19 protein-coding genes are annotated in these 21,605 nt (G+C 61.5%); 9 read left to right on the forward strand and 10 right to left on the reverse strand.

The features are described 5' to 3' along the window. Positions 1-26: 26 nt before the first annotated feature. Together KHP60_RS08425 and KHP60_RS08430 are read left to right on the forward strand one after the other, a co-directional pair. Entirely contained in the window at positions 27-950 is a 924-nt protein-coding gene (locus tag KHP60_RS08425; protein ID WP_213563451.1) for a nucleoside hydrolase, read from the forward strand. Between the two features lie 36 nt (positions 951-986). Next, the gene (locus KHP60_RS08430; RefSeq protein WP_213563452.1) at positions 987-1,514 is read left to right on the forward strand and encodes an ankyrin repeat domain-containing protein; all 528 of its coding nucleotides are present in this window, start codon (positions 987-989) and stop codon (positions 1,512-1,514) included. A 2-nt stretch (positions 1,515-1,516) separates the two neighbouring features. On the opposite strand, the gene KHP60_RS08435 is transcribed toward KHP60_RS08430, so the two are convergent. The 6 genes from KHP60_RS08435 to KHP60_RS08460 all read right to left on the reverse strand — a co-directional run bounded on the left by KHP60_RS08435 (position 1,517) and on the right by KHP60_RS08460 (position 6,777). Further along, entirely contained in the window at positions 1,517-2,374 is an 858-nt protein-coding gene (locus KHP60_RS08435; RefSeq protein WP_213563453.1) for a cyclopropane-fatty-acyl-phospholipid synthase family protein, read from the reverse strand. Further along, positions 2,371-3,525: an NAD(P)/FAD-dependent oxidoreductase gene (locus tag KHP60_RS08440; protein ID WP_213563454.1), complete on the reverse strand. Its 1,155-nt coding sequence runs from the start codon at positions 3,523-3,525 to the stop codon at positions 2,371-2,373. Before KHP60_RS08440 ends, KHP60_RS08435 begins: the two co-directional genes overlap by 4 nt. Continuing rightward, the gene (locus KHP60_RS08445; RefSeq protein WP_213563455.1) at positions 3,522-4,235 is read right to left on the reverse strand and encodes a methyltransferase domain-containing protein; all 714 of its coding nucleotides are present in this window, start codon (positions 4,233-4,235) and stop codon (positions 3,522-3,524) included. Before KHP60_RS08445 ends, KHP60_RS08440 begins: the two co-directional genes overlap by 4 nt. Before the next feature lie 7 nt (positions 4,236-4,242). After that, positions 4,243-5,325, reverse strand: coding sequence for a type III polyketide synthase (locus KHP60_RS08450; RefSeq protein ID WP_249688620.1), 1,083 nt, complete (start codon positions 5,323-5,325; stop codon positions 4,243-4,245). Positions 5,326-5,451: 126 nt separating this feature from the next. Continuing rightward, positions 5,452-6,381 carry a DMT family transporter gene (locus tag KHP60_RS08455; protein WP_213563457.1) on the reverse strand — a complete coding sequence of 310 codons (930 nt, stop codon included), beginning with the start codon at positions 6,379-6,381 and terminating at the stop codon, positions 5,452-5,454. A 90-nt stretch (positions 6,382-6,471) separates the two neighbouring features. Continuing rightward, a complete protein-coding gene (locus tag KHP60_RS08460; protein ID WP_213563458.1) occupies positions 6,472-6,777 on the reverse strand; it encodes a hypothetical protein in 306 nt (101 codons plus the stop codon). A 390-nt stretch (positions 6,778-7,167) separates the two neighbouring features. Here KHP60_RS08460 and purT point away from each other — a divergent pair, with 390 nt between their 5' ends. From purT to KHP60_RS08480, 4 genes are all read left to right on the forward strand, one after another. Next, positions 7,168-8,340 (forward strand): formate-dependent phosphoribosylglycinamide formyltransferase, encoded by a 1,173-nt coding sequence (gene purT, locus KHP60_RS08465; RefSeq protein WP_311924708.1) that lies wholly within the window; start codon positions 7,168-7,170, stop codon positions 8,338-8,340. A gap of 170 nt (positions 8,341-8,510) precedes the next feature. After that, positions 8,511-10,631, forward strand: a complete 2,121-nt coding sequence (locus KHP60_RS08470; protein ID WP_213563460.1) for a PAS domain-containing protein — start codon at positions 8,511-8,513, stop codon at positions 10,629-10,631. Then, positions 10,631-11,062, forward strand: coding sequence for a response regulator (locus tag KHP60_RS08475; RefSeq protein ID WP_213563461.1), 432 nt, complete (start codon positions 10,631-10,633; stop codon positions 11,060-11,062). Before KHP60_RS08470 ends, KHP60_RS08475 begins: the two co-directional genes overlap by 1 nt. Next, entirely contained in the window at positions 11,059-12,111 is a 1,053-nt protein-coding gene (locus KHP60_RS08480; protein WP_213563462.1) for a histidine kinase dimerization/phosphoacceptor domain -containing protein, read from the forward strand. The genes KHP60_RS08475 and KHP60_RS08480 overlap by 4 nt, the downstream gene beginning before the upstream one ends. A 212-nt stretch (positions 12,112-12,323) precedes the next feature. Here KHP60_RS08480 and KHP60_RS08485 read toward each other — a convergent pair whose 3' ends face one another. Then, positions 12,324-12,665 carry a hypothetical protein gene (locus tag KHP60_RS08485; protein ID WP_213563463.1) on the reverse strand — a complete coding sequence of 114 codons (342 nt, stop codon included), beginning with the start codon at positions 12,663-12,665 and terminating at the stop codon, positions 12,324-12,326. 419 nt (positions 12,666-13,084) lie between these two features. On the opposite strand from KHP60_RS08485, the gene KHP60_RS08490 reads away from it, so the two are divergent. Continuing rightward, positions 13,085-14,728, forward strand: a complete 1,644-nt coding sequence (locus tag KHP60_RS08490) for a Na/Pi cotransporter family protein (RefSeq protein ID WP_213563464.1) — start codon at positions 13,085-13,087, stop codon at positions 14,726-14,728. An 8-nt stretch (positions 14,729-14,736) separates the two neighbouring features. On the opposite strand, the gene KHP60_RS08495 is transcribed toward KHP60_RS08490, so the two are convergent. Further along, entirely contained in the window at positions 14,737-14,937 is a 201-nt protein-coding gene (locus KHP60_RS08495; protein WP_213563465.1) for a hypothetical protein, read from the reverse strand. A gap of 127 nt (positions 14,938-15,064) precedes the next feature. Between KHP60_RS08495 and gcvA the strand changes: the two genes are divergently transcribed. Continuing rightward, the gene (gene gcvA / locus KHP60_RS08500; RefSeq protein WP_213563466.1) at positions 15,065-15,997 is read left to right on the forward strand and encodes a transcriptional regulator GcvA; all 933 of its coding nucleotides are present in this window, start codon (positions 15,065-15,067) and stop codon (positions 15,995-15,997) included. A gap of 195 nt (positions 15,998-16,192) precedes the next feature. Here gcvA and mdoH read toward each other — a convergent pair whose 3' ends face one another. Beyond that, positions 16,193-18,388: a glucans biosynthesis glucosyltransferase MdoH gene (gene mdoH / locus KHP60_RS08505; protein ID WP_213563467.1), complete on the reverse strand. Its 2,196-nt coding sequence runs from the start codon at positions 18,386-18,388 to the stop codon at positions 16,193-16,195. After that, positions 18,364-19,794, reverse strand: a complete 1,431-nt coding sequence (locus KHP60_RS08510; RefSeq protein ID WP_213563468.1) for a glucan biosynthesis protein — start codon at positions 19,792-19,794, stop codon at positions 18,364-18,366. The genes mdoH and KHP60_RS08510 overlap by 25 nt, the downstream gene beginning before the upstream one ends. Before the next feature lie 325 nt (positions 19,795-20,119). Here KHP60_RS08510 and glmU point away from each other — a divergent pair, with 325 nt between their 5' ends. Then, positions 20,120-21,496: a bifunctional UDP-N-acetylglucosamine diphosphorylase/glucosamine-1-phosphate N-acetyltransferase GlmU gene (gene glmU, locus KHP60_RS08515; protein ID WP_213563469.1), complete on the forward strand. Its 1,377-nt coding sequence runs from the start codon at positions 20,120-20,122 to the stop codon at positions 21,494-21,496. The last annotated feature ends 109 nt before the right edge of the window (positions 21,497-21,605 follow it).

Consider the following 21,605-nt stretch of genomic DNA (forward strand, 5'->3'; position numbering starts at 1 on the left):
CTCACATCAAGGTTTCTAGCCCCATCATGCCCCATTCAAAACCCCGGCTGATCGTCATCGATACGGACCCGGGCATCGACGATGCCATCGGCATCCTGCTTGCCCTTGCCTCGCCTGAATTCTCCATTGCAGGCATGACGACGGTGGCCGGGAACATCGGCATTGAAACGACGACACGAAATGCAGGCCGGCTGCTGGCTTTCGCCGGTCGCGAGGATATTCCGGTATTCGCAGGTGCGGCTACGCCTCTGTCCCGGCCAGGACCCGAGCCGCTGAACCTGCATGGGAAAGACGGGATCGGCGGTGTCGATCTGCCCGATCCCACCAAGCAGCCGGAAATCCAGCCCGCCGTCGCATGGCTGACGGAACTTCTGCTCAGCGAACCGGCCGGCACAATTGATGTGCTGGCTCTTGGACCGCTGACGAACATCGCCCGCCTCATTCTCGAAAAGCCGGATGCCGCCACTCGCATCGGCCGGATCGTTGCCATGGGAGGTGTGATTCACGAGACGGGCAATGTCGGCCTGCGCTCCGAATTCAACCTCTGGGCGGATCCGGAAGCGGCAGCTGTCGTCGTGGCATCGGGACTGCCGCTCGCGCTTGTGCCGCTGGACGTGACCCGGCGGGTGCGCGCTACGCGGGATTTCGCACAGGCGCTCGCAGCGTCCGGGAGGCCTCTTGCCGCCATGGTCGCCGATCTCATCGAGTCGTATTTCGAGACCACGACGCATCGGGAAAGCCGCCCGCTCCACGACCCTTGCGTGATGCTGCTCGCCCTGGCGCCGGAACTCTTCCGTCTGGAGGATTTGCGCTTGAGCGTCAGCACCGGTTCTGCCGAGGAGGCGGGAGCGTTGACGATCGATGAGAATGGGACACAGGTTCAAGTCGCCATGGGCGTCGATGCTCCAGCCGCTCTCGATCTTCTCGTGGCGAAATTGACCGCTATCTGAAGCATGGACCGTCTCACAACCAGTTTGGAGCGCAGGATGCAAAACGAACCGCCCAAGCCCGAACCGGACGAGGAAACCATCGCCTTTGCCCAACGGGTCTTTCAGCATGCCAGGGCGGGGCAGGCGCAGGAACTCGAGGAATTGCTGCGCATGGGGCTGCCGCCGAACCTGCGCAACGAGAAAGGCGACTCGCTTCTGATGCTGGCGAGCTATCACGGGCAGGTGGACGCCGTACGGGTTCTCCTGGCGCATGGCGCGGATCCGGAGCTCGCCAACGATCGCGGGCAGACGCCCTTGGCGGGCGCGGCCTTCAAAGGCGATATGGCAACGGTCCAATGCCTGCTGGACGGAGGCGCGGATGCCAACGGCCGCAGCGAGGGCGGAAAGACCCCGCTCATGATAGCCGCCATGTTCAACCGCACCGAAATCGTCGATGCCCTTCTCGCACGAGGGGCGGATCTCCAGGCACGCGATGTGGGCGGCCTCACCGCCGAAGCGCTTGCCGGCGCCATGGGCGCCGCAGACACAGCGGAACAACTTGCCGAGGCGGGGCGGAAATCCTGATATCAGGCAAGACTTGATGGCCTGTGGGCTGTCAGAAACCCATAGCGCATCGATCCTGTCGCATAGGCCAGCCAGATGCGCAGAAGGCTCAGGGCGAAGACACGGTTCCTGGAGTGCGCATCGAGTAAATAGCGCCTATAGTGCGAACGGGTCAGGAGCTTCTTCGCAACCCGTTGGCCGCAGAGGGTCCAGGTGCGTCTCACCTTCCGGCTGAGATCCTCAAATCCGTCCACGACGAAGCCGGCCTTTTCCGCCCATGCGCGGTACTCAGCCTCGGTTCCCATTCCAGGCAGGCGGCCTTCACGACAGATTGGCTCCAGCAGAAGTCGTTCTTCCCACGGACGGGCGTTGTCGTGGGCGAGCCAGGCATAGATTGCAAGCCGTCCGCCCTGTCGCAGGGTTCGATACGCCTCGTCGAAGAACCGCTGCTTGTCCGGCATATGCTCGGAACTCTCGATGGCGAACACATGGTCGAAGACGCCATCTTCGAACGTGTTCGTAAGCCAATCCTGCCGTATGAACTGGAGAAGGGGCGATCCGTCCGCTCGCCGTTCCGCCTGCCGGAGTTGTGCGGATGAGAGGGTGACGCCCATGACATGGACACCGTGATGCTCGGCAAGCCATTCGGCTGTCGCTCCGTAGCCGCAGCCGATGTCGCAAACATGCTGTCCGGGCCTCAGCGCCAATGTGGCGGCCAAATGGGCGATAAGAACCTCGACAGCTTCGTCCGGAGTTTCCCGGCCTGTCCACCAGAGCCCGTGATGGACGTGCTCGCCCCAGATCTCCCGATAGAACGGATCGAGCTCATCGTAATGCTCTGCGACGGCGGCGGATGACTGAGCCTCCTTAGGGATGATCATGGTGCGAACAGCGCTCTCTCGATGGAGGCCTCCTGCACACGCGTCAGGGTCGTCGCGTGCCGCATCGCAGCGGGCCAGATACGGCAGACATGAAAGACCGCTCGCTGGCCTGCCGCGTGTCGCACGGCATGGTTCAGGATGGATGCCAGCCGGATCGAGCGGCGAGTATCGGAACGAATCCGGTGGTGGAAGATCGAGCTCGCCCTGCCGTGAGCAAGAAATGTCGAGGCTGCGAGGCATCCGCTGTGCAGAGCAATCGACATGCCCTCGCCGGTAAACGATGGTATGACGCCGACCTGATCGCCCAATCGGAATAAACCTTGCGGCTCGTTGGGATCTTGCGCATGGAGAAACCCGTAGGGGATCTGGAAGATGGACAGCGCGCGTTCGAAACCCGGGAGCGCACCTTGCAGCCGCTCGGCCAGATGCGGGCACTCGCCCGTGATGCGATCGAGAAGGGCGCCCCAGCTTTTGCCGACCTGCTCAAAGCCCTGCCGGGACACGACGAGGCACAGATTGGCGACATCGTGCTCGACCATCTGGAGCCCGGCATAACCGCCTGAAAAGAGAACGACTTCTACGGCACCCTTGAGCGCTTGCCGCTGCTCCTTCGCCAGATCATAATGCATTTTGAAGCCGATCACGTCGCCCATGGCGCCGGCGGATGCCCGCTTCATCCCTCTGACGTCATGCTTGCCCGTCGCCAGGAAGACGGTATCCGCTGAGATTGGATCGCCTGCCGCAACATCGATGCGGCCATGTGATGGATCCGCAGAGATGCGCCTTACGGCTTGGCCTCTGACGATCCGGGCCCCCTGAGAACGGGCCTGCTGCAGCAGGGCCTCGTCCAGAATCATGCGGGACAATCCTCTGGCGACAAAGGGCAGGCGGACTTCCGTCATGTTTCCCCTCCGGACGAGGCGCAGGTCCGAGATGCGGCTTGCTCCGAGAGCGTCGAGGTCGATGCCGAGGTGAGTCAGAAAAGTCTGAGCCTCGATGCTCAGGAATTCGCCGCAGACCTTGTGCCGGGGCTTCGCATCGCGTTCGATCAGAAGTGCAGGGCGTCCGGCGCTTGCGAGGATGCAGGCTGCGGATGCGCCGGCGAGGCCACCGCCGATGATTACGATCTCTTCCTTGCGTTCCTCGATCATTTGGATCGGCTCACGCAGAGACGGAAGGACGGGTACCAGCGGATTTCAGCCGTTCCGGGCTCAAGACCGGCTGAAGCCAGGATGTCCTCCCAATCCTTTCGGCGGAAGCTTCGAGCGATCGAGATCGGGCCGTCATGCCGCACGAACCGATGCCAGCCGGCGGCCCAGGACAGAACGCGGAAGAAATGGAACGGGATGGGGTGGCGGTGGAGATCGGCGATGAACCAGCCGCGCGTGGCGACCTGCTCCATCCAGCGGATGAACGCAGCAAGCTCGTCGTTCGACATGTGATGCGTCGTCTGCGAGCAGATGATGAAGTCGACAGGCCGCTCCGGTCGAAAATCGAACACGTTGCCGGTCCGGAAATCTATGGAAACGCCAGGAGGTGTTGCCGCGCGGGCGATCGGCTCACTCATGGGGTTGAGGTCGACGCCGATCAGGTTGACGGGGCGGTTCCGACGGCGGCTCCAGGCATGGATCAGTCGCAGCAGGTCGCCGTATCCATAACCGACATCGAGGATCGTCACCCGATCACGTGGGCTCAGGTGGCGCATGGCGCGATCGAGCCATTTCAGGATCGGGCCGTGGGTCATGGTCACGACATTGACCGTGGCTAGATCCTTCAGACAGGAGCGATAGTCGTCGAGACTGACGGCCTCGGTGTCCATCCATTCGGTTTCCGGGCTGCGCTCGGCAAATCGATGACCCATGGAGGCCTTATCCGGCAAGAGTGAAACGGAAGGTCTCGGCCACCAGTCCCGGACCGAAGGCCATCCCGAAGCCGTTCGAACTCGCAGGAGCATCCTGCATGATCCGACCGAGAACGAACATCAGCGTGGCGGACGACATGTTGCCGAAGTCCCGCAACACACCTCTCGACCAGCGCAGCGCCTCAGGCCCGAGGTCGAGGCCCTGTTCAACGGCATCGAGGATCGTTCTGCCACCGGCATGGACTGCCCAGAGGTCGAAATCGTCCTTGATCTGTCCGCGCAGGATACCGCCATCATCGTTGCGGGTACCCTCGTGGCGAAGGGCCTTCGTGATCTGCTGGGGAACATCTCCGGACAGGCTCATCTCGAACCCCGCATCGCCGATTCGCCAGGTGATGAGATCGCGGGTGTCCGGAATCGTTGCGACGCGGAAATCCCTGAGCGCGATGCCTTTCGGTTCCGCAGAAACGAGACTTGCCGCGCATCCGTCGCCGAAGAGCAAAGCCCCGAGGATCACCTCGAGATCGGAGGTTTCCTGAAGATGGAGCGTGCATAACTCCAGATTGACCACCAGAACCTTGGCGCTCGGCTCGGACCGGACGATGTGATGGGCCACCTTGAGGGCATTGACGGCGGCAGCGCAGCCCATGAACCCGACCATGGTGCGCTCGATGGACGGATTGAGCCCTAACCGCTCCATGAGCTGCTGATCGACCCCGGGGGCTGTGAATCCGGTGCAGGAAGCAACCACCATGTGGGTGATGGACGCGAGGTCCTCATTCAAGTCGAGAGCCTCGACCGCCTGCTGAGCGAGATCGACAGCATGGGTCTCAAAGCGCTTCATGCGGGCAGCGGTGCCGGCAAACTGTCGAGGTCGGAAGAAGCCTTCCTGGTCAGCCGCTGCCTCAAGGTTCTCGCTCGGGGGCAGGGTGGAATAGCGGTGTTCGATTCCTGACCGCTGAACCATCCGTCTGAAGATCAGCTTGTCCTTCCGCTCGGGCAGAAACTGGTCGACGAAGCCGATGAAGGTCTGATGGACGTCATGATGCGGCACGGCCGTGCCGATCCGATTGATATATGCGCCTGCCAAGGGAACATCCTGCGAACTTTGGCCTGGCCCGGACATCGGGCAATCAGAGCCCTGCAGAGGGCGGAGATAGGGCGGCTCGCAGCTGTGGGAACGAACGCTGGCGCAGAAGTCGCACCCGGAGAGGTTTCAACGGGTTGCGGGACTGGAGACAGCGTCGGGTTCGACGGGCTCGGCTGGCTCGGCTGGTGCAGCACCCTGAGACTTCCCGCGCTTGAGCGTCTGCTCCCGCGCGAAGATGAACAGGCCGGCTGCAACGACGATGAAGATGCCGACGAGCGCCAGGGCATCGGGCCATTCGTCGAAGAAAAGCGCCCCGATGGCCAGAGCCCAGAGGATCTGGCTGTACTGAGCAGCCCCGAGCCGGTCGGCCGGAGCGTACATGGTCGCGATGATGAACAGGGCTTGCGCAACGAAAGCAGTTGCGGCGAAGGCGAGCAGCAGCGCCCATTGATGAGCTGTCGGCCAGGCAAAGCCCGGAATCATCAGAATTCCGGCCAGAAGCGTGGTTGCCAGGAAGACGGTTCCGATCAGGGTGAAGCGCTTCTCCGCATGACCGATCATCCTGCCCGTAATCACGCCGCCGGCAGCGCACAAGGCGGTGGCGAGCGCCGCCAGATGGCCCGGCAGAAATTCCCTGAAGCCCGGACGCACGATGATCAGCACACCGATGAAGGCCGCACAGACGGCAAGGCCACGGCGCCATCTGACATTCTCCTTGAGCACGAAGATCGAGAGCACCGTGACGAGGCTGGGCATGAGGAACAGAAGGGCGAAGGCCTCCGCAAAAGGCAGGCTCCGGAAGGCCATGACGCTGAGCGGTGTCGTGGCGGCGATCAGGAAGACCCGAAGTCCCATGAGCCAGGGCCGATTCCAGCGCACCAGGTCGAGGAGCCTGTCACCGGGTTTCATGAAGACGGGCGAGAGGAGAAAGGGGATCAGGTATCCGAAGAAGGTCACTTCGAAGGGGTCGAGGCCATGTCCGATCGCCTTCACTACGGCATCGCCCCAGGCGAACACGGCAAAGGCGACGAAAGCTAGAAGAATACCTTTGGCCATATTCGGACAATCCCGCGAAGCGGCGGCAATGGGGTGCACAAGGACCAGCCGTCGTGTGGCGCGTCCGGACGGGACGACAGGATAGAGGACTTATCGCTGCATGACGAGGCGAGGGCGCTTGCGCTCGACGACGACGACCCTTGGGCCTTCGCTCCGCTCGGACATGATCATACGCTCGGGCAGGCGCTCGGAACGGCGGGGCTGGGGCACCGATTTCAGCACCACGGGGCGGACCTCATCCTCCGGCAGCCCCATGAGCTGAGCGGCGATCTCGATCTGGCTTTCGATGTCATCGGTCAGCCCTTGGGCCGCGACAACCGCTTCCTCCAGGACCGGAGGTTCGACCCGGGTCACGCGCCGGTTTCGGCTCTCGGATGATTTCTTCTTGGCTAGCATAGGGCTTCTCCTGCGCAGACCCCTTAACCCATTGAACTTGTGATTGCGTAGTGCGCGATTGAGACGGCAGGGCTGCATACAGCGCAAGCGAGGCCAATACCCTGTCGCTGCTGTTGAACGCTACGTAAGGGAAACATGATCCATGGCATGCCATGAAAATGCCGAGAGCAGCGGGTTTCGGACGGATCTGCAAGGAGGGATCCGGGCTGACGTTATCCTATGTGAATCGGGTAAATCTGTCAGCGGACTGAACGAACCGGGACTCGACCTCGCGGCTCCTGTCGGCCATTGATGATCCAAAGCGCTGGCTCCTCCGCGCGACTGGCGGATCGGGTCTTGCTCGTCCTTCCCCGGGCGCCTCAGCCCAAGCCATGAATGAAAGGCATTCCCGTGTTCACAGCCAAGATTCTCCTCCTCGGATCGGGCGAACTCGGCAAGGAGTTCGTGATCTCGACCAAGCGATACGGCTGCCATGTGGTGGCCTGTGACAGCTACGCGAACGCTCCCGCCATGCAGGTGGCGGACGAGTCCGAGGTGTTTTCCATGCTCGATGCTGATGCTCTCCGACGTGCCATCGAGAAGCATCGGCCCGATTTCATCGTCCCGGAGATCGAGGCGATCCGCACGGAGGTGCTGCAGGAGTTCGAGGATAAGGGATTTACGGTCATTCCCTCCGCCCGGGCCGCGTCGCTGACCATGAACCGCGATCGGATTCGGGAGCTGGCCGCTACCGAACTTGGCCTGCGCACGTCCAAATACCGCTATGCGGAAAGCCTCGAGGCAGTGAGGGAAGGTGCCGAGCACACGGGTCTGCCCTGCGTGATCAAGCCGGTCATGTCCTCTTCCGGCAAGGGACAGACCACGGTGAGATCGGCCGACCAATTGGAGCAGGCCTGGAACGATGCCGTGGCGAACATGCGCGGCGACCGCAAGAGAGTGATCGTCGAGGGATTCATCGCCTTCGAGTACGAGATCACCCTGCTGACGATCCGCTCCCGTGAGGGCGTCTCGTTCTGCGAACCCATCGGGCACCGGCAGGAACGGGGGGATTACCAGGAATCCTGGCAGCCCACCCCCATGACCGAGAAGCTGCTCGGCGACGCCAAGGAGATGGCCCGGAAGGTCGTCGACAATCTCGGCGGCTACGGGATCTTCGGGGTCGAGTTCTTCGTGACCCGGGACGAAGTCATCTTCTCCGAACTCTCGCCCCGCCCTCACGACACTGGCCTCGTGACACTTCTTTCCCAGAACCAGTCCCAGTTCGACCTGCACGCCCGTGCCGTTCTGGGACTGCCGATCCCACCGGTCCGACTGCACGGCCCTACGGCCTCGGCCGTAATCCTGGCCGACCGGGAGGCCGAGCGGTTTACCGTCGAAGGGCTGAGCGATGCCCTCGCCTTGGGCTCAGCGGACGCGGACGTGGAGGTGCGCATCTTCGGCAAGCCCACCACCCGCAAGCACCGCCGCATGGGCGTCGCCCTGGCGTCCGGGGGTACGGTGGACGAGGCGCGCGAGCGGGCACGGCAGGCGGCTGGGCGGGTCAAGATCGAGTATGAGTCGTGAGCGGGCCTCAAGCCATGCTCTAGGAATGGTCGCGACGGATTGGGAGTGTCGTATCGGTCACAGGTACAGGGTGATTGTCGTACCCTATGGTACTTGGCGGAGTGCCGCCTAAATACGGACAAGCTCTGTCAGGCATCAACGAGGGGGCTGGCGGCTGCCCAGCACGGCGATTGAAGACGATCAATTTCGAAGCGCTGTTCAGCGCGTCTCCCAACCCTTACGTGCTGCTGGACCTCTCGCTCACCATTGTGGGGATGAACGACGCCTATCTCCAGGTCACCATGCGCAAGCGGGAGGACCTGCTCGGACGCAATATGTTCGAAGCGTTTCCGAGCGATCCGGATTCATCGAGCCACCGCCAGCTGCGAGGCTCCCTTGAGAAGGTCATCCGCGAGCAGGTCGCCGATCACCTGTCCCTGATCGAGTATGCCATTCCGCTGCCGAACGGCCAGGGGTTCGAGGAGCGCTACTGGAGCGCGACCCATACGCCGCTCTTCAACCACAACGGTGAGATAACCTTCATTCTCCAGCACACGGTCGATGTGACGGAACTTCATCGGCTGCGAAATCTGGCGAAGAGCACGCTCCTGCCGTCCGGTCGATCCGCCTTGATCGAGACGGACATGTTCCGCCGGGCGCAGGCCGTGCAGGAAGCCAACCAAGCTCTGAGCGAGGAGCGGCAGCACCTGCGGGGATTGTTCCAGCAGGCGCCCGGCTTCATGGCGGCCCTCAGCGGTCCGGATCACGTTTTCACCATGGCCAATACCGCCTATCTTCAGCTGATCGGTCGTGAGAACGTCGTCGGGAGGCCGGTCCGGGAGGCGTTGCCGGAGGTGGTGGGGCAGGGCTTCATCGATCTTCTCGATCGGGTTCGTCACAGTGGCCAACCTTTCGTAGGCCGCAGCATCCGCATTCTACTGAAGCAGAGCCCTGAAGATGTTCAGGAGGAGCGCTTTCTCGATTTCGTCTATCAGCCGATCTTCGACCCGGACGGACAGGTATCCGGTATCTTCGTTCAGGGCCATGACGTCACCGAACAGAGGCGCACCGAGGAAGCCCTGCGCGAAAGCGAAGAGAGATTCCGTGCCATTGCCAATTCAATCGACCAGCTCATCTGGGCGACGCAGCCGGACGGCTACCACGATTACTACAACCAGCGCTGGTATGAGTATACGGGCGTGCCGGAAGGCTCGACCGACGGCGAGGCCTGGAACGGCATGTTCCATCCGGAAGATCAGGAACGCGCCTGGAGCGTCTGGCGCGATTGCCTCGCAACGGGCGAGCCGTACCATATCGATTACCGGCTGCGGCATCGTTCCGGTGAGTACCGTTGGGTGCTCGGACGGGCGCAGCCCGTTCGTGACGAGGAGGGGCGGATCAAACGCTGGTTCGGTACCTGCACCGATATCCATGATCTCAGGCAGGCACAGGACGCGCTCCGGGAGAGCCGCGAGCGTGCCATGCGCACAGAGGAGGAAACCCGCCGGCTGGCGTCGATCCTGGCGGAGCGGATAACCGAACTCGATGTCGCGAACGAGGAGATTCAGCGCTTCGCTTATATTGTGAGCCATGACCTGAGGGCGCCGCTCGTCAACGTCATGGGCTTCACGAGTGAGCTCGAAGGGGCGCAGGCGGAGATCGAGCGGTTCTACCGCAATGTTCAGCAGGCCGATTCCACCTTGATCTCGCCCGAAACGCGGGCGGCGATCGAATCGGATCTGCCCGAGGCCATCGGGTTTATCCGGTCCTCGACGATGAAGATGGACAAGTTGATCGGGGCGATCCTGAAATTATCCCGCGAGGGAAGGCGCGTTCTGGCACCCGAACCCATCGATATGGTCCAACTGCTCGAGTCCCAGCGCGGCAGCGTCGCACATCAGCTGCAGGAGCGGGGCGCGGAACTGCTGATCGAGGCCGTTCCCGATCTGACCAGCGATCGCCTTGCCGTGGAGCAGATCTTCGGAAACCTCGTCGACAACGCGGTCAAATACCTCCACCCCTCCCGCCCTGGCCGCATTGAGGTTCGGGGGCGGGCTCTCGGGGCCAATGTTGTCTATGAGGTCGAGGATAACGGGAGGGGCATCGATCCGAAGGACTTCGAGAGGATCTTCGATCTGTTCCGGCGCTCGGGAGCCCAGGATCAGCAGGGAGAGGGAATCGGGCTTGCGCATGTACGCGCACTCGTGCGAAGGCTCGGCGGTACGATCTCCGTATCGTCCCGGCTGGGCGAGGGCTCGACCTTCACCGTCGTCCTGCCAAGCTATATCAGCATGAATTCGGAAGCCGCCTGATGCCTCACCAACAGCCCGTCACCATCATCATGGTCGAGGACGATGAGGGACATGCCCGCCTGATCGAGAAGAACATCCGCCGGGCGGGCGTCTGCAACGAACTTCGTACCTTTCCCAATGGGACGGCTGCCCTGGAGCACCTGTTCAGCGATGAGGTGCGCAATGCCGGTCCCTTCCTGGTCTTGCTCGACCTCAACCTGCCCGACATGAACGGGGTCGACATTCTCGCCAAACTGAAGGGCGACGAGAAGCTGAAACGTGCTCCGGTGGTGGTGCTCACCACCACGGATGATCAGCGCGAAGTGCAGCGCTGCTACGACCTCGGCGCCAATGTCTACATCACCAAGCCAGTGGAATACGAGTCATTCTCTCAGGCGATCCGCCAGCTTGGCCTTTTCCTTTCAGTCATTCAGGTACCCGAAGCCCTATGAGCGAAGGCGTCTCGGAGGCAGCACCGATCCGGCTTCTGTATATCGACGACGATCACGGCCTCGGCCGCCTCGTCGAGCGCACCCTGTCACGCCATGGCTTTCAGGTCAGTCATGCCCTGAGTGGCGATGAGGGGCTTAACCAACTTGCTGCCGAGCACTTCGACGTGATCGCGCTCGATCACTTTATGCCCGGCAAGGAAGGCCTCGAGGTTCTCAACGAGATCCGAACCCTCGCCAATCCGCCCCCGGTCGTCTATGTGACCGGGGCCGATGAGGGGAGGATCGCGGTTGCTGCCCTGAAGGCGGGGGCGGCCGACTACGTCATCAAGGACGTGGGCGGGGTTTTCCTCGATCTCCTCCGGACGGCTGCCGAGCAGGCGCTCGCTGGTGAAAGACTCCGCCAGGAGAAGGAGGCTGCCGAAAGGGAGATGCGCGAGGCGCGGGAGCGGGCAGAGATGCTGCTCCGCGAGGTGAACCATCGCGTTGCAAACAGTTTGCAACTGGTTGCCTCTCTCGTCGCCATGCAGCAACGGGCACTCGGCAGCGATACCGTCGCAAAAGACACCTTAAGGGAAACTCAGAGCCGCATCACGGCCATCTCGCAGATCCACCGGCGTCTCTACACCTCGAACGACGTTCGATTCGTCGAGATGGATACCTACCTGCAAGGTCTTGTTGAGGAACTCGAAGGCGCCATGCGTGCGGCCGGGCGCGAGCACACGATCACCCTGTTAGCTGAGCCGATTTCGATTCCGACCGACAAGGCGGTCTCCGTCGGGGTTATTGTAACGGAACTTGTCACGAACGCGTTCAAATATGCTTATCCGGCCGGCAAGACGGGTGACATCCGTGTTGCCCTGTCTTCCGCAGACGGGCATGCGGCTCTCGTTGTCGAGGATGACGGGATCGGGTGGAAAGGCACCGGGGTGGTGCAGGGAAGCGGTCTTGGCACGAAGATCGTGAAAGCCATGGCGTCCAATCTACAATCGGCCGTCGAGTTCGATCAAGACCATGTGGGAACCCGAGCCGTGCTCTCCTTCAGGATCTAGATTCCTGAATGTGGCCCTGGATCAGCTTTGAAGGCCGGCGCATCATGCGGAGCCGGCTTTCCGCGCCAAATAGCTCGCTATAAAACAGTCGAGTATCGGAACTCACCCACCAATTGGTTTATCTTGGGATCCGACGCGCCAGTGTTATCGCGTAAAGTGCTGCACCCGGCATGGCGTCGATCAACCTCCTTCAGACGTACAGGATTTTAAGCTTACCGCTGTTCGTTTTTCTTAGAGATCCCGGCGCTCAAACGCGTCCGGATCTCTCCGACGATGATGCTGAGCTCCCGTTGCAGCCGGTTAAGCCGTGAGAGCAACTCTCCGTCCGGCATCCCTGTCGGATTCGGGCGGGATTCTCCGTTGGCCACAGGATGCGTCATGCTGCGCAACTCCTCCAATGTCGTCGGGCCTATATTGGGGACGGTCAGCCACTGGGCATCTGAAATGCTGGCAACTTCACGGATGGTGGGGCACCGACCCTGAAATTCCGCCAGAATAGCTCCTCGAACACGTCCGGAGCATTTCTCGATTGGAAATGGATCGTCCAAACCCATCTCGCGCCCTCGCATACCAATCAGTGAGATACCGTCAATCAACGCCCGAACCGCCTTGGAACTTAGCTTTGTAGGTCCCTCCATGCGTAGCGACTATATGGAGAAAAGAGCAGACGACCTTAAGGAGATGCCGGCATGCGTTAGGAGTAGCCAAATTGATATCACCTAAGCCTTTGCAGCTTTTGCATTTATGCCCAAACCTTAATGGCCGAGCTTTTCTGTCTGGCCGGGTGCCAAAGCACCCGTGGCAGCAGGACGGAGCTTTCCCGCCGCCGCGTCTTCGAAACGGACCGTCCAAGGTGATTTTCTGAAGATTATTCCGCTACATGGTCATTATTAGCCGGCAACCTTATTGCGATCGCACCGATTGGTGAGTAAGCAAGAGGATTGTGCCGCACTTCTCGAATCCAGAGGACTGAATGTCTGCTACCTCCGTCTTGATCCACCTTTTCGGTGAGATTGCCCTGCTTCTATGGGGCATCAACATGGTCAATAGCGGGGTTCAACGCGCTTTCGGGAGCGATCTGCGCTGGATTCTCGGGGTCGCGCTGAGGACGCGTCTGCAAGCCTTTCTCGCCGGCGTCGGTGTGACAACGGTCCTGCAAAGCAGTACGGCGACGGCATTGATGGTGGCATCCTTCACGGCCGGAGGGGCGGTCGACATCGTTCCCGCCCTGGCCGTGATGCTCGGGGCGAATGTAGGCACGACGCTTATCGTGCAGGTGCTCTCGTTCGACGTGTCTCTGATCTTCCCGGCACTGATCTTCGGCGGCTTCGTTGCCTACCGGCGAGGAAGAACAAGCCGGATCAAGGATCTTGGGCGAGTGACCATCGGCCTCGGACTGATGTTGCTGTCGCTTCATCTTCTGAGCGAAACGATCAGGCCCATCGAATCCTCGAAGGTTATCAAGGACCTCCTGGCCGTCATTGCGCCCGATCCGCTAATCATGGTGCTTCTGTCGGCAATCTTTGCATGGCTTGCCCATTCCAGCGTTGCCGCGTTGCTGTTCATCATGTCCCTCGCAGGCGCCGGCGTGATCGATGCCCACTCGGCGCTCGTAATGGTGCTGGGAGCCAATCTCGGTAGCTCGCTCAATCCCTTGCTGGAGGGCACCAGTGGCGATCCCGTCAAACTGCGTGTTCCCTTCGGTAATTTCGCCATGCGGGTTATCGGTTGCCTCGTGGCATTGCCGCTGATTGACCCGATCCTCTCGGCAATGTCGATCTTCGACCCGCATCCGGAACGCTTGGCGGCAAATTTCCACACGCTGTTCAACGTCATGGTCGCCGCGATCTTCATCCTGCCGCTGCCCTGGATCGCGCAGTTCCTGCTCAAATTCTTTCCGGAAAAGCTGCGCAGCTCCGATCCAGGCGCACCGCAATATCTCGATAAGGATGCCCTCGATACGCCCTCCGTTGCCCTCTCCAACGCCGCCCGTGAGGTCCTGCGCATGGTCGACACGGTTGAATCCATGCTGCGGAGCTCTCAGGACCTGTTCCGAGAGGACGATATCAGCCGGGTCGACCAGGTGAGCCGCACCGACGATGTGTTGGACCGGCTTTTCAGCGCGATCCGTCGCTATCTGAGCTCGATCAACCATGAATCCCTGAGCGAAGGGGAGGCGAAACGTCTGTCCGACATCCTCGCCTTTGCCATCAACCTGGAGCATGTGGGCGACATCATCGACAAAAACCTGATGGAATTGGCCGCCAAGCGCATCAAGAACCACCTGCGCCTGCCGAAGGACAGCCTGGAAGACATCACCAGCATGCATGCGAAACTCCTGGAGCATCTGCAGCTTGCCGCCTCCGTGCTCATGTTCCAGGATCTCGGTTCCGCCCGCAGGCTCGTGTCCGAGAAGGAGCGGTTCCGCGATCTCGAACGCGCGGTCGCCCAGAAGCATCTGGATCAGCTTCGATCCGGCAGGGCGGCGGGCGATACGAGCACGCTTCAGCTCGACATCGTGCGGGATCTCAAGCGTATCGAGGCCCATATCGCCTCGACCGGGCATTCGCTCCTCGAACAGAGCGGAGAGCTCAAGCCGAGCCGCCTGACGTCCTGAACGCCGGGCTACTTCTCGTCTTTCAGGAGGCGCCAATCCATATAGCGGATCGGTTCGGGAAGGCCGATGTCGCGCCTCTCGTGATCTGAAAGATGGCTCAAGTCGGAGATGATCGGCGCTTTTCTCCGGAAAACAGGCCGGAACCAGAGCTTCACCTGCAGCCAAGCGCTCTCGACGCCGCGAAGGCGGCGGGCATCTTCGTATCTCATGACAGCCTACCGTGGTTGTTTGCCTGGGCCTCGAGGCCCTCGCTGATGAGATTGAAGATGCGCCTGCCGAGGGAGCTTGACAAAGCAAATGCCAATGGGCTGGCATAAGGCAGCCTTATGGATCCCTATGTCTAAGCTGCCGTCAAAACTGCCCCCAATGAGTGCCGTCAGAGTCTTCGAGGCGGCAGCTCGCCATCAGAGCTTTACCCGCGCAGCCGAGGAACTCGGCATGACGCAGGCCGCAGTGAGTTACCAGATCAAGATCCTCGAGGACCGAGTCGGGGCACCGCTGTTCATCCGCTTGCCTCGCCAAGTGAGGCTTACAGCGAAGGGGCGCCAACTTGCCCCGGCTGTGACGGAAGCTTTCGAGGCTTTGCGGAATGCGTTCGAAGGCGTCGAGGAGATGGTCCAGACGGTTCTGTCGATTACCACCCTTTCGACCTTCGCATCCAACTGGCTTGTGCCGCGTTTGGGGCGCTTCCGGCAGCTTCATCCGAACGTTGCCGTTCAGATCGCCGTCGCGACGGAAATCGTGGAGTTTACACAAAGTGAGTTCGACATGGGTATCCGGAGCGGCACGGGCGACTGGCCGGGTCTTGAGACGCATGTTCTGTTTCCCAACCAGTTCATCCCCGTTTGCAGCCCGGAACTCCTCCGAGGGGTGGAAGTGCAGGAACCTATCGACATTCTCAAACTTCCGCTCATCTCACCGAGCGATCCCTGGTGGCAGGATTGGTTCGCTGCGGCGGGGGTGAAAAATGTCGATCTCTCCCGGCGTCCGGACAATTCGCTCGGGGTGCAGCAGTTCGAAGGCATGGCTGCCATCGCCGGCCAGGGAGTGGCGCTCATCAACCCCTTCTTCTTCCCTGACGACTTGGCGTCCGGACGTCTCGTAAAGCCCTTCGATCTGCTGGCCACAACGGATCGGAGCTATTGGCTGGTCTATCCGAAGGCCCGTAGACGATCCGCCAAGATCGAAGCCTTCCGGGACTGGGTGTTGAGCGAGGTGGCAGGGGACAGCGAGCGGACCGTCGCGGCTCATGTGAAAACCGCGACCTGAAAGTCTAGCCGGGAATTCATCCGTCTCGTCATCACCGGGCTCGTCCCGGTGATCTCGATCGGAAAGGCACGGCGCCTCACCGGATCGGGATGGCCGGCACGAGACCGGCCATGACGACAGGATGTATGGTCTGCAAGGCTGTAAACTCTTACTTCCTGGTCTCGGCCAGACCCCGAGGTTCCAGGTTCGAGAGAATTATTCAGCCGCCTGAGCCTCAGGGGGCTTGGCTTTCAGATGGACGAGCATGTCGATGAGCGCCCGGTCGTGGAGAACGACCATGCGTTCCTTGTTGTGCAGCCAGCTGATCGCATCCTCGATGGTCTCGGCATCGACGAGTTTGGCTTCCGCCAGAGCCCGTTCCGTCTCGATGACGCCGCGTTTGCGAGGCTGGGCGGACGGAAGCATCTCGATATGGCGCTCCCTCAGGTTCGCATCCGCATAGATGGCCCGGAGACTGTCGGCATCGTCGAACCCGAACGTAACGTTGCGGGCCTGCAACTCGTTGGCGCGTGTGGCAATCGCCGGTGGCCGATACTCCTCGGGGGTCCGCAGAAGTCCCAGCCGTTTCAGCGCAAGGCCGGCACCGAGCTGGCCGCTGAGCCATGAGAGAGGAATGGCAAGCAGTAGGCCGATGATCGTAGGAGACATCCACAGGAACAGGGACGTGGCTATCATGAAGGCCGAGATGCCAGCCAAGGCGCCGAGAACCGTATGAGCCCGATGGCGACGGACGATGTCCTTGAAAGGAATGGACCCGTCGTCGCGGCGCTGCGGCTGCCAGCCCGTGTCGCGTCCGAGGAGGATCTGGAAGACGGAGCCCGACTGGATGAGCATCAGGATCGGCGCCAGCAGCGCCGAGAGGATCATCTCGATCGTGGACGAGATGATCAGGCGGATGCCACCTCCCGAGGCTCGTCGGTCTTCGCCTCGAATGAGCATGAGCAGAAGCCCGAAGACCTTCGGCGCCAGCAGGATGCCCATCGTCATTGCGAAGAGCGCCAGGGCTCGCTCGGGATCGAACCGGGGCCAGATCGGGTAGAGCCGGAAGTCGCGGGCGAAATACTCGGGCCGTATGTAAGTCGTCTGCAGAACGAGGGCGATACCGACGATCAGCTGGAACAGCCAGAACGGCGAGGCCAGATAGGACATGATGCCGGTGGCGAAGTGCTGCCGTGTCGGGAGCTTCAGGCCCTTGGCCGCAATGACTCGCGTGTGCTGGAGATTGCCCTGGCACCAGCGCCGATCCCGGGCTGAGAGATCGATGAGGGAGGGCGGGCTCTCCTCGTATGATCCTTGCAGATCCGCCAGCATATAGACGGACCAGCCGGCACGGCGCAGCAGCGCCGCCTCGACGAAGTCATGGCTCAGAATATGGCCGCCGAACGGAGGTTTGCCCTTCAGATCAGGCAGGCCGCCATGGTCCGCGAAGGCCTTGGTGCGAATGATCGCGTTGTGACCCCAATAGTTCCCGTCGCGTCCCATCCAGACCGCGAGGCCCATGGCAATGACCGGACCGGTGACGCGGGCGGCATATTGCTGAAGGCGGGCAAAGAGCGTGTTGCGGTTGATGATGAGAGGCAGTGACTGGATGATGCCGGCATCGGGATCGGCTTCCATGGCGGCTGCGAGGCGCACGATGCATTCGCCGGTCATGAGGCTGTCGGCATCGAGCACGAGCATATGCTCGTAATGCCCGCCCCAGCGCGACACGAAGTCGGCGATGTTTCCGGCTTTGCGGTGATGGTTCTTCTGCCGGTGGCGATAATAGAACCGCGCTCCAGGACCCAGACGCTCCCTCAAGGCAAGGAATGCACGCTCTTCGGCCACCCAGGCGTCGGGGTGCGTCGTGTCCGAGAGAATGAAATAATCGAAATGGTCGCCAAGGCCCGTCGCCTGAACCGATTCATAGATCGCCTCAAAGGCGGCATAGGTGCGATCAGTCTGCTCGTTGTAGACCGGCATGACGATGGCGGTGCGCTGCTGCAGCGAGGAGGGCACAGGCCCCCGGTGTCCGGGGCGTCTCAGCAGGGCGAAGAAGCCCAAGAGAGCGCTGGTGAACGCGATCGCAATCCAGGAGAAGTTCACTGTGAACAACGCAACGAGCACCCACTGGAGTGCAGTCGTGCGGCTGACCGACACGACCTGGTACATCTCGTAGGTGCCGTAGGCCGTCAGCAGCAATCCGCCCCCGAAAACGAACAGGCGAGACAGCCAGATCCCCAGCTTGGGATGCTGCAGAAGCGGCTTGCGCTCCTCCGATTCCGACCAGCGCCGGAGCGACTGGGTCGGCATATCGAGGCGCTTTTCAGGGGGCATAGCCGGTGCGGGCCGCTCCAGAGCAGCCACATTCGGGTTTGAGTCGGGACTTACGGTGTCCAACGATAAAGCCATGTCTCGCTAATCGGTTTCCCGCCTGCTTCAAGGATCAGGCGCATCTCACACGCGTTTTCGTTGCCCGGGTCAAGCTCGAACGCAACTCGTACCGTCTTTCGCTCCGGATATGGCAAAAGTTTGAGGTTCTGGAACGTCCCAGGGCCAACGGTTAGGACCGATTTAAGGTCCGCCGGTAAATTGTCACCTAGCGCATCGCCGGAAAAGTCGACCGTGAATCGCCGCCTTCGGCCGCCGCCGCCACGGCCGGATCGTGTGGCCGATACCGTTGCGAGCGGCGGACGCTCGGGCGAGTTCCATCCCCAGTACTGCCGGTACGCAACGGCAACCTCGGATCCGGCCGCCATCGGCGCCTTCGGACGCCAGTAGGTGAGAATGTTATCGTTGATTTCGGCGTCGGTCGGGATCTCGAGCAGCTGTACGCTGCCCTGGCCCCAATCGCCGAGCGGCTCGATCCAGAGGCTCGGACGGCGCTCGAAGCGCTGGTCGTCGTCCTGAAATGCATCATAGGAACGTTCCCGCTGCAGCAGGCCGAATCCACGCGGAGAACTGTCGACGAAAGCCGAAATCTGAAGCGTTTCGGGATTGTGCAGCGGGCGCCACAGCCATTCGCCCGAGCCGTTCAGCATCTGAAGACCCGAGGATTCGTAGACAGCCGGTCTGATATCGTCCGAGTTCAGGAGATCGTTCGGTCCATAGAGGTAAGTCGACGCAATGCCGCCCAATCCCACATGCTCCAAGTTGACGCGTGGGAAGAGGGTCATTTCCACATCGACGATGGTCATATCGCCAGGGCGGAACGTCATGCGCACCGCACCGGTGGTCGATTCCGAATCGAGCACGCCATGGACGGTGATGGTGTTGCTGCCAACCGCGGGGCGCTCGAGCCAGAAAGCACGGAAGACGGGAAATTCCTCGCCACGCGCTTCAGCGGGCCGCAGGGTTAGCGCCCTCGCGATAGCTCCGTAAGTCTGGCCGCGAGCGATCGCTCGGAAGAAGGTGCCGCCCTGAACGAAGGCGAAATCGAATGGCTTGCCGTTTCCGAGCTGTGCGATCAGCTTGAAGCCGGAATAACCGATATCCGGTATATTGTTCGGCAGCGCGATGCGGCCATAATCGAACTGAGAGGGGCTGAAGCCGATCCGGCGGATGGAACCATCCTCCACGACGAAAAGGTCGACCGCGTCCCTGAAGACGAAGCCGCGATGGAGCGGCTCCACGGAAATACCACGGGCTTCCGTGCTCCAGATCGGCGGTTGGGTGTACCGGATGGCGGAGTACTGCTCCTGATTCAGATTGGCAAAAACATCCGGGAGATCGTTGGGAGCTGCCACGTACGGCTTCTTCGAGAGCTGCCGTGCAATGTCGATCACAACTGCAGGATCGAACCGCTGATTCTCGCCCATCCTTCCCGAAATCGTCGCTTGGGGTGTTTGGGCTCGAACTGCTGGCGCGTAAGCCAGCCCGGCGACGGAGACGCCGATATAGGCCAGCAAGTCGCGCCGGCGAGGATGAAAGGGGGACGGGCCCCTTGGCGAAACCGGCACAGCGATACTCTTGTGTGAACGAGGCTCTTCAGCCAGACAGTCGGAATGCCCTATACATATCGTCAATCGTGAGCATGAAGTAAACGAGGCCGGCGGCGGAAAGCGCCGCATTGCTCATGAAATGATTGTCGAAATACCCCTTCTGATTTAGCTCCACGGCAAAGTGCCACCGGATTGAAACTGTATGACCTCGATCGACTCCTTCAACACGCCGTCTTCCCGAAGCTGCCTCGCCATCGTACTGGCGGCTGGCGAGGGCACTCGGATGAAATCCGGCAAGCCCAAGGTCCTCCATCGGGTCGCCAACCGTTCCATGGTCGGACATGTGCTTGCGACCCTCACGAAGGCCGGTGCCACGAGCGTCGCGGCCGTCATCGGGCCGGACCGCGAGGATGTGGCTGACGAGGTTCGGAAGAATTGTTCCGAGGCTCGGATCTTCGTTCAAAAGGACCGGCTCGGCACCGCCCATGCGGTCTTGAGCGCCCGGGAGGCTTTGAGTCAAGGCGCGGACGATGTGATCATCGCCTTCGGTGACACGCCGCTCGTCCTGGCTGAGACCTTCGCCCAACTCCGGGCGCCGCTCGCGCAGGGGGCCGGCGTGGTCGCCATGGGCTTCGAGGCGAAGGATCCTACGGGTTATGGCCGTTTCATCACGTCGGGCGACGAGCTTCTTGCCATCCGCGAGCACAAGGACGCCAGTGCTGCCGAAAGGGAGATCAACCTCTGCAACGGCGGCCTCATGGCCATCCGCGGCGACCTGGCGCTGACGCTGCTTGATCGCGTCACAAGCGATAACGCCAAGGGCGAATACTATCTGACGGATATCGTGGAGATCGCCCGGGGCCTCGGGTATCGGACAGCCATCGCCATCGTGCCTGAAGAGGAGGTGCACGGCGTCAATGATCGGGCGCAGCTGGCGGCGGCCGAACGTATGATCCAGGACCGCCTCCGCCAGGAGGCCATGTCATCCGGCGTGACCCTCATCGCTCCCGAAACGGTCTTCTTCAGCCATGATACCCGGCTCGGTCAGGATGTGGTGGTGGAACCCCATGTGGTTTTCGGCCCCGGTGTCGTCGTCGAGGAGGGGGCTGTCGTTCACAGCTTCAGCCATCTGGAGGGTACAAGGATCGCCTCAGGAGCGGGCGTCGGACCCTTCGCGCGCCTGCGCCCCGGCGCTTCGATCGGCCCGAAGGCCAAGGTCGGCAACTTCGTCGAGATCAAGAACACGGAAGTCGGGGCCGGCGCCAAGGTGAGCCACCTGACCTACCTCGGCGACGCCAGCATCGGTGCCGAGGCGAATATCGGCGCGGGTACGATCACCTGTAATTACGACGGATTCGGCAAGTACCGAACCGAGATCGGCGAGGGAGCCTTCATCGGCTCGAATTCCTCGCTCGTGGCCCCCATCACCATCGGCAAGGGCGCATTCGTTGGATCCGGCTCGGTTATTACGGACAATGTCCCCGATAACGCCTTGGGTCTCGGCCGCGGACGTCAGATCGTGAAGGAAGGCTGGGCCACCGAATTCCGGGAAAAAGCCCAGGCGGCCAGGAAGAAATAAGTGCTCGTGTCACAATAGGTTACGTAAGTTGATTCCGCCGTGAGGCTGGGCCTCTGTAAGAGAGGCATTAAGTGTAGCGCTGTCGAATTGTATAAGGGAAGTTCTGGGT

This window comes from Microvirga sp. 3-52, from assembly GCF_018383585.1.
Classification (GTDB): domain Bacteria; phylum Pseudomonadota; class Alphaproteobacteria; order Rhizobiales; family Beijerinckiaceae; genus Microvirga.

Coding starts and splice junctions, on each gene's coding strand:
- KHP60_RS08460 (WP_213563458.1), bottom strand. CDS start 6,777: ATGCTAGCCAAGAAGAAATCATCCGAGAGCCGAAACCGGCGCGTGACC.
- KHP60_RS08445 (WP_213563455.1), bottom strand. CDS start 4,235: ATGGGTCATCGATTTGCCGAGCGCAGCCCGGAAACCGAATGGATGGAC.
- KHP60_RS08475 (WP_213563461.1), top strand. CDS start 10,631: ATGCCTCACCAACAGCCCGTCACCATCATCATGGTCGAGGACGATGAG.
- KHP60_RS08435 (WP_213563453.1), bottom strand. CDS start 2,374: ATGATCATCCCTAAGGAGGCTCAGTCATCCGCCGCCGTCGCAGAGCAT.
- KHP60_RS08440 (WP_213563454.1), bottom strand. CDS start 3,525: ATGATCGAGGAACGCAAGGAAGAGATCGTAATCATCGGCGGTGGCCTC.
- KHP60_RS08490 (WP_213563464.1), top strand. CDS start 13,085: ATGTCTGCTACCTCCGTCTTGATCCACCTTTTCGGTGAGATTGCCCTG.
- KHP60_RS08430 (WP_213563452.1), top strand. CDS start 987: ATGCAAAACGAACCGCCCAAGCCCGAACCGGACGAGGAAACCATCGCC.
- KHP60_RS08485 (WP_213563463.1), bottom strand. CDS start 12,665: ATGGGTTTGGACGATCCATTTCCAATCGAGAAATGCTCCGGACGTGTT.
- KHP60_RS08495 (WP_213563465.1), bottom strand. CDS start 14,937: ATGAGATACGAAGATGCCCGCCGCCTTCGCGGCGTCGAGAGCGCTTGG.
- KHP60_RS08425 (WP_213563451.1), top strand. CDS start 27: ATGCCCCATTCAAAACCCCGGCTGATCGTCATCGATACGGACCCGGGC.
- KHP60_RS08480 (WP_213563462.1), top strand. CDS start 11,059: ATGAGCGAAGGCGTCTCGGAGGCAGCACCGATCCGGCTTCTGTATATC.
- KHP60_RS08510 (WP_213563468.1), bottom strand. CDS start 19,794: ATGGGCGAGAATCAGCGGTTCGATCCTGCAGTTGTGATCGACATTGCA.
- mdoH (WP_213563467.1), bottom strand. CDS start 18,388: ATGGCTTTATCGTTGGACACCGTAAGTCCCGACTCAAACCCGAATGTG.
- gcvA (WP_213563466.1), top strand. CDS start 15,065: ATGTCTAAGCTGCCGTCAAAACTGCCCCCAATGAGTGCCGTCAGAGTC.
- glmU (WP_213563469.1), top strand. CDS start 20,120: ATGACCTCGATCGACTCCTTCAACACGCCGTCTTCCCGAAGCTGCCTC.
- KHP60_RS08455 (WP_213563457.1), bottom strand. CDS start 6,381: ATGGCCAAAGGTATTCTTCTAGCTTTCGTCGCCTTTGCCGTGTTCGCC.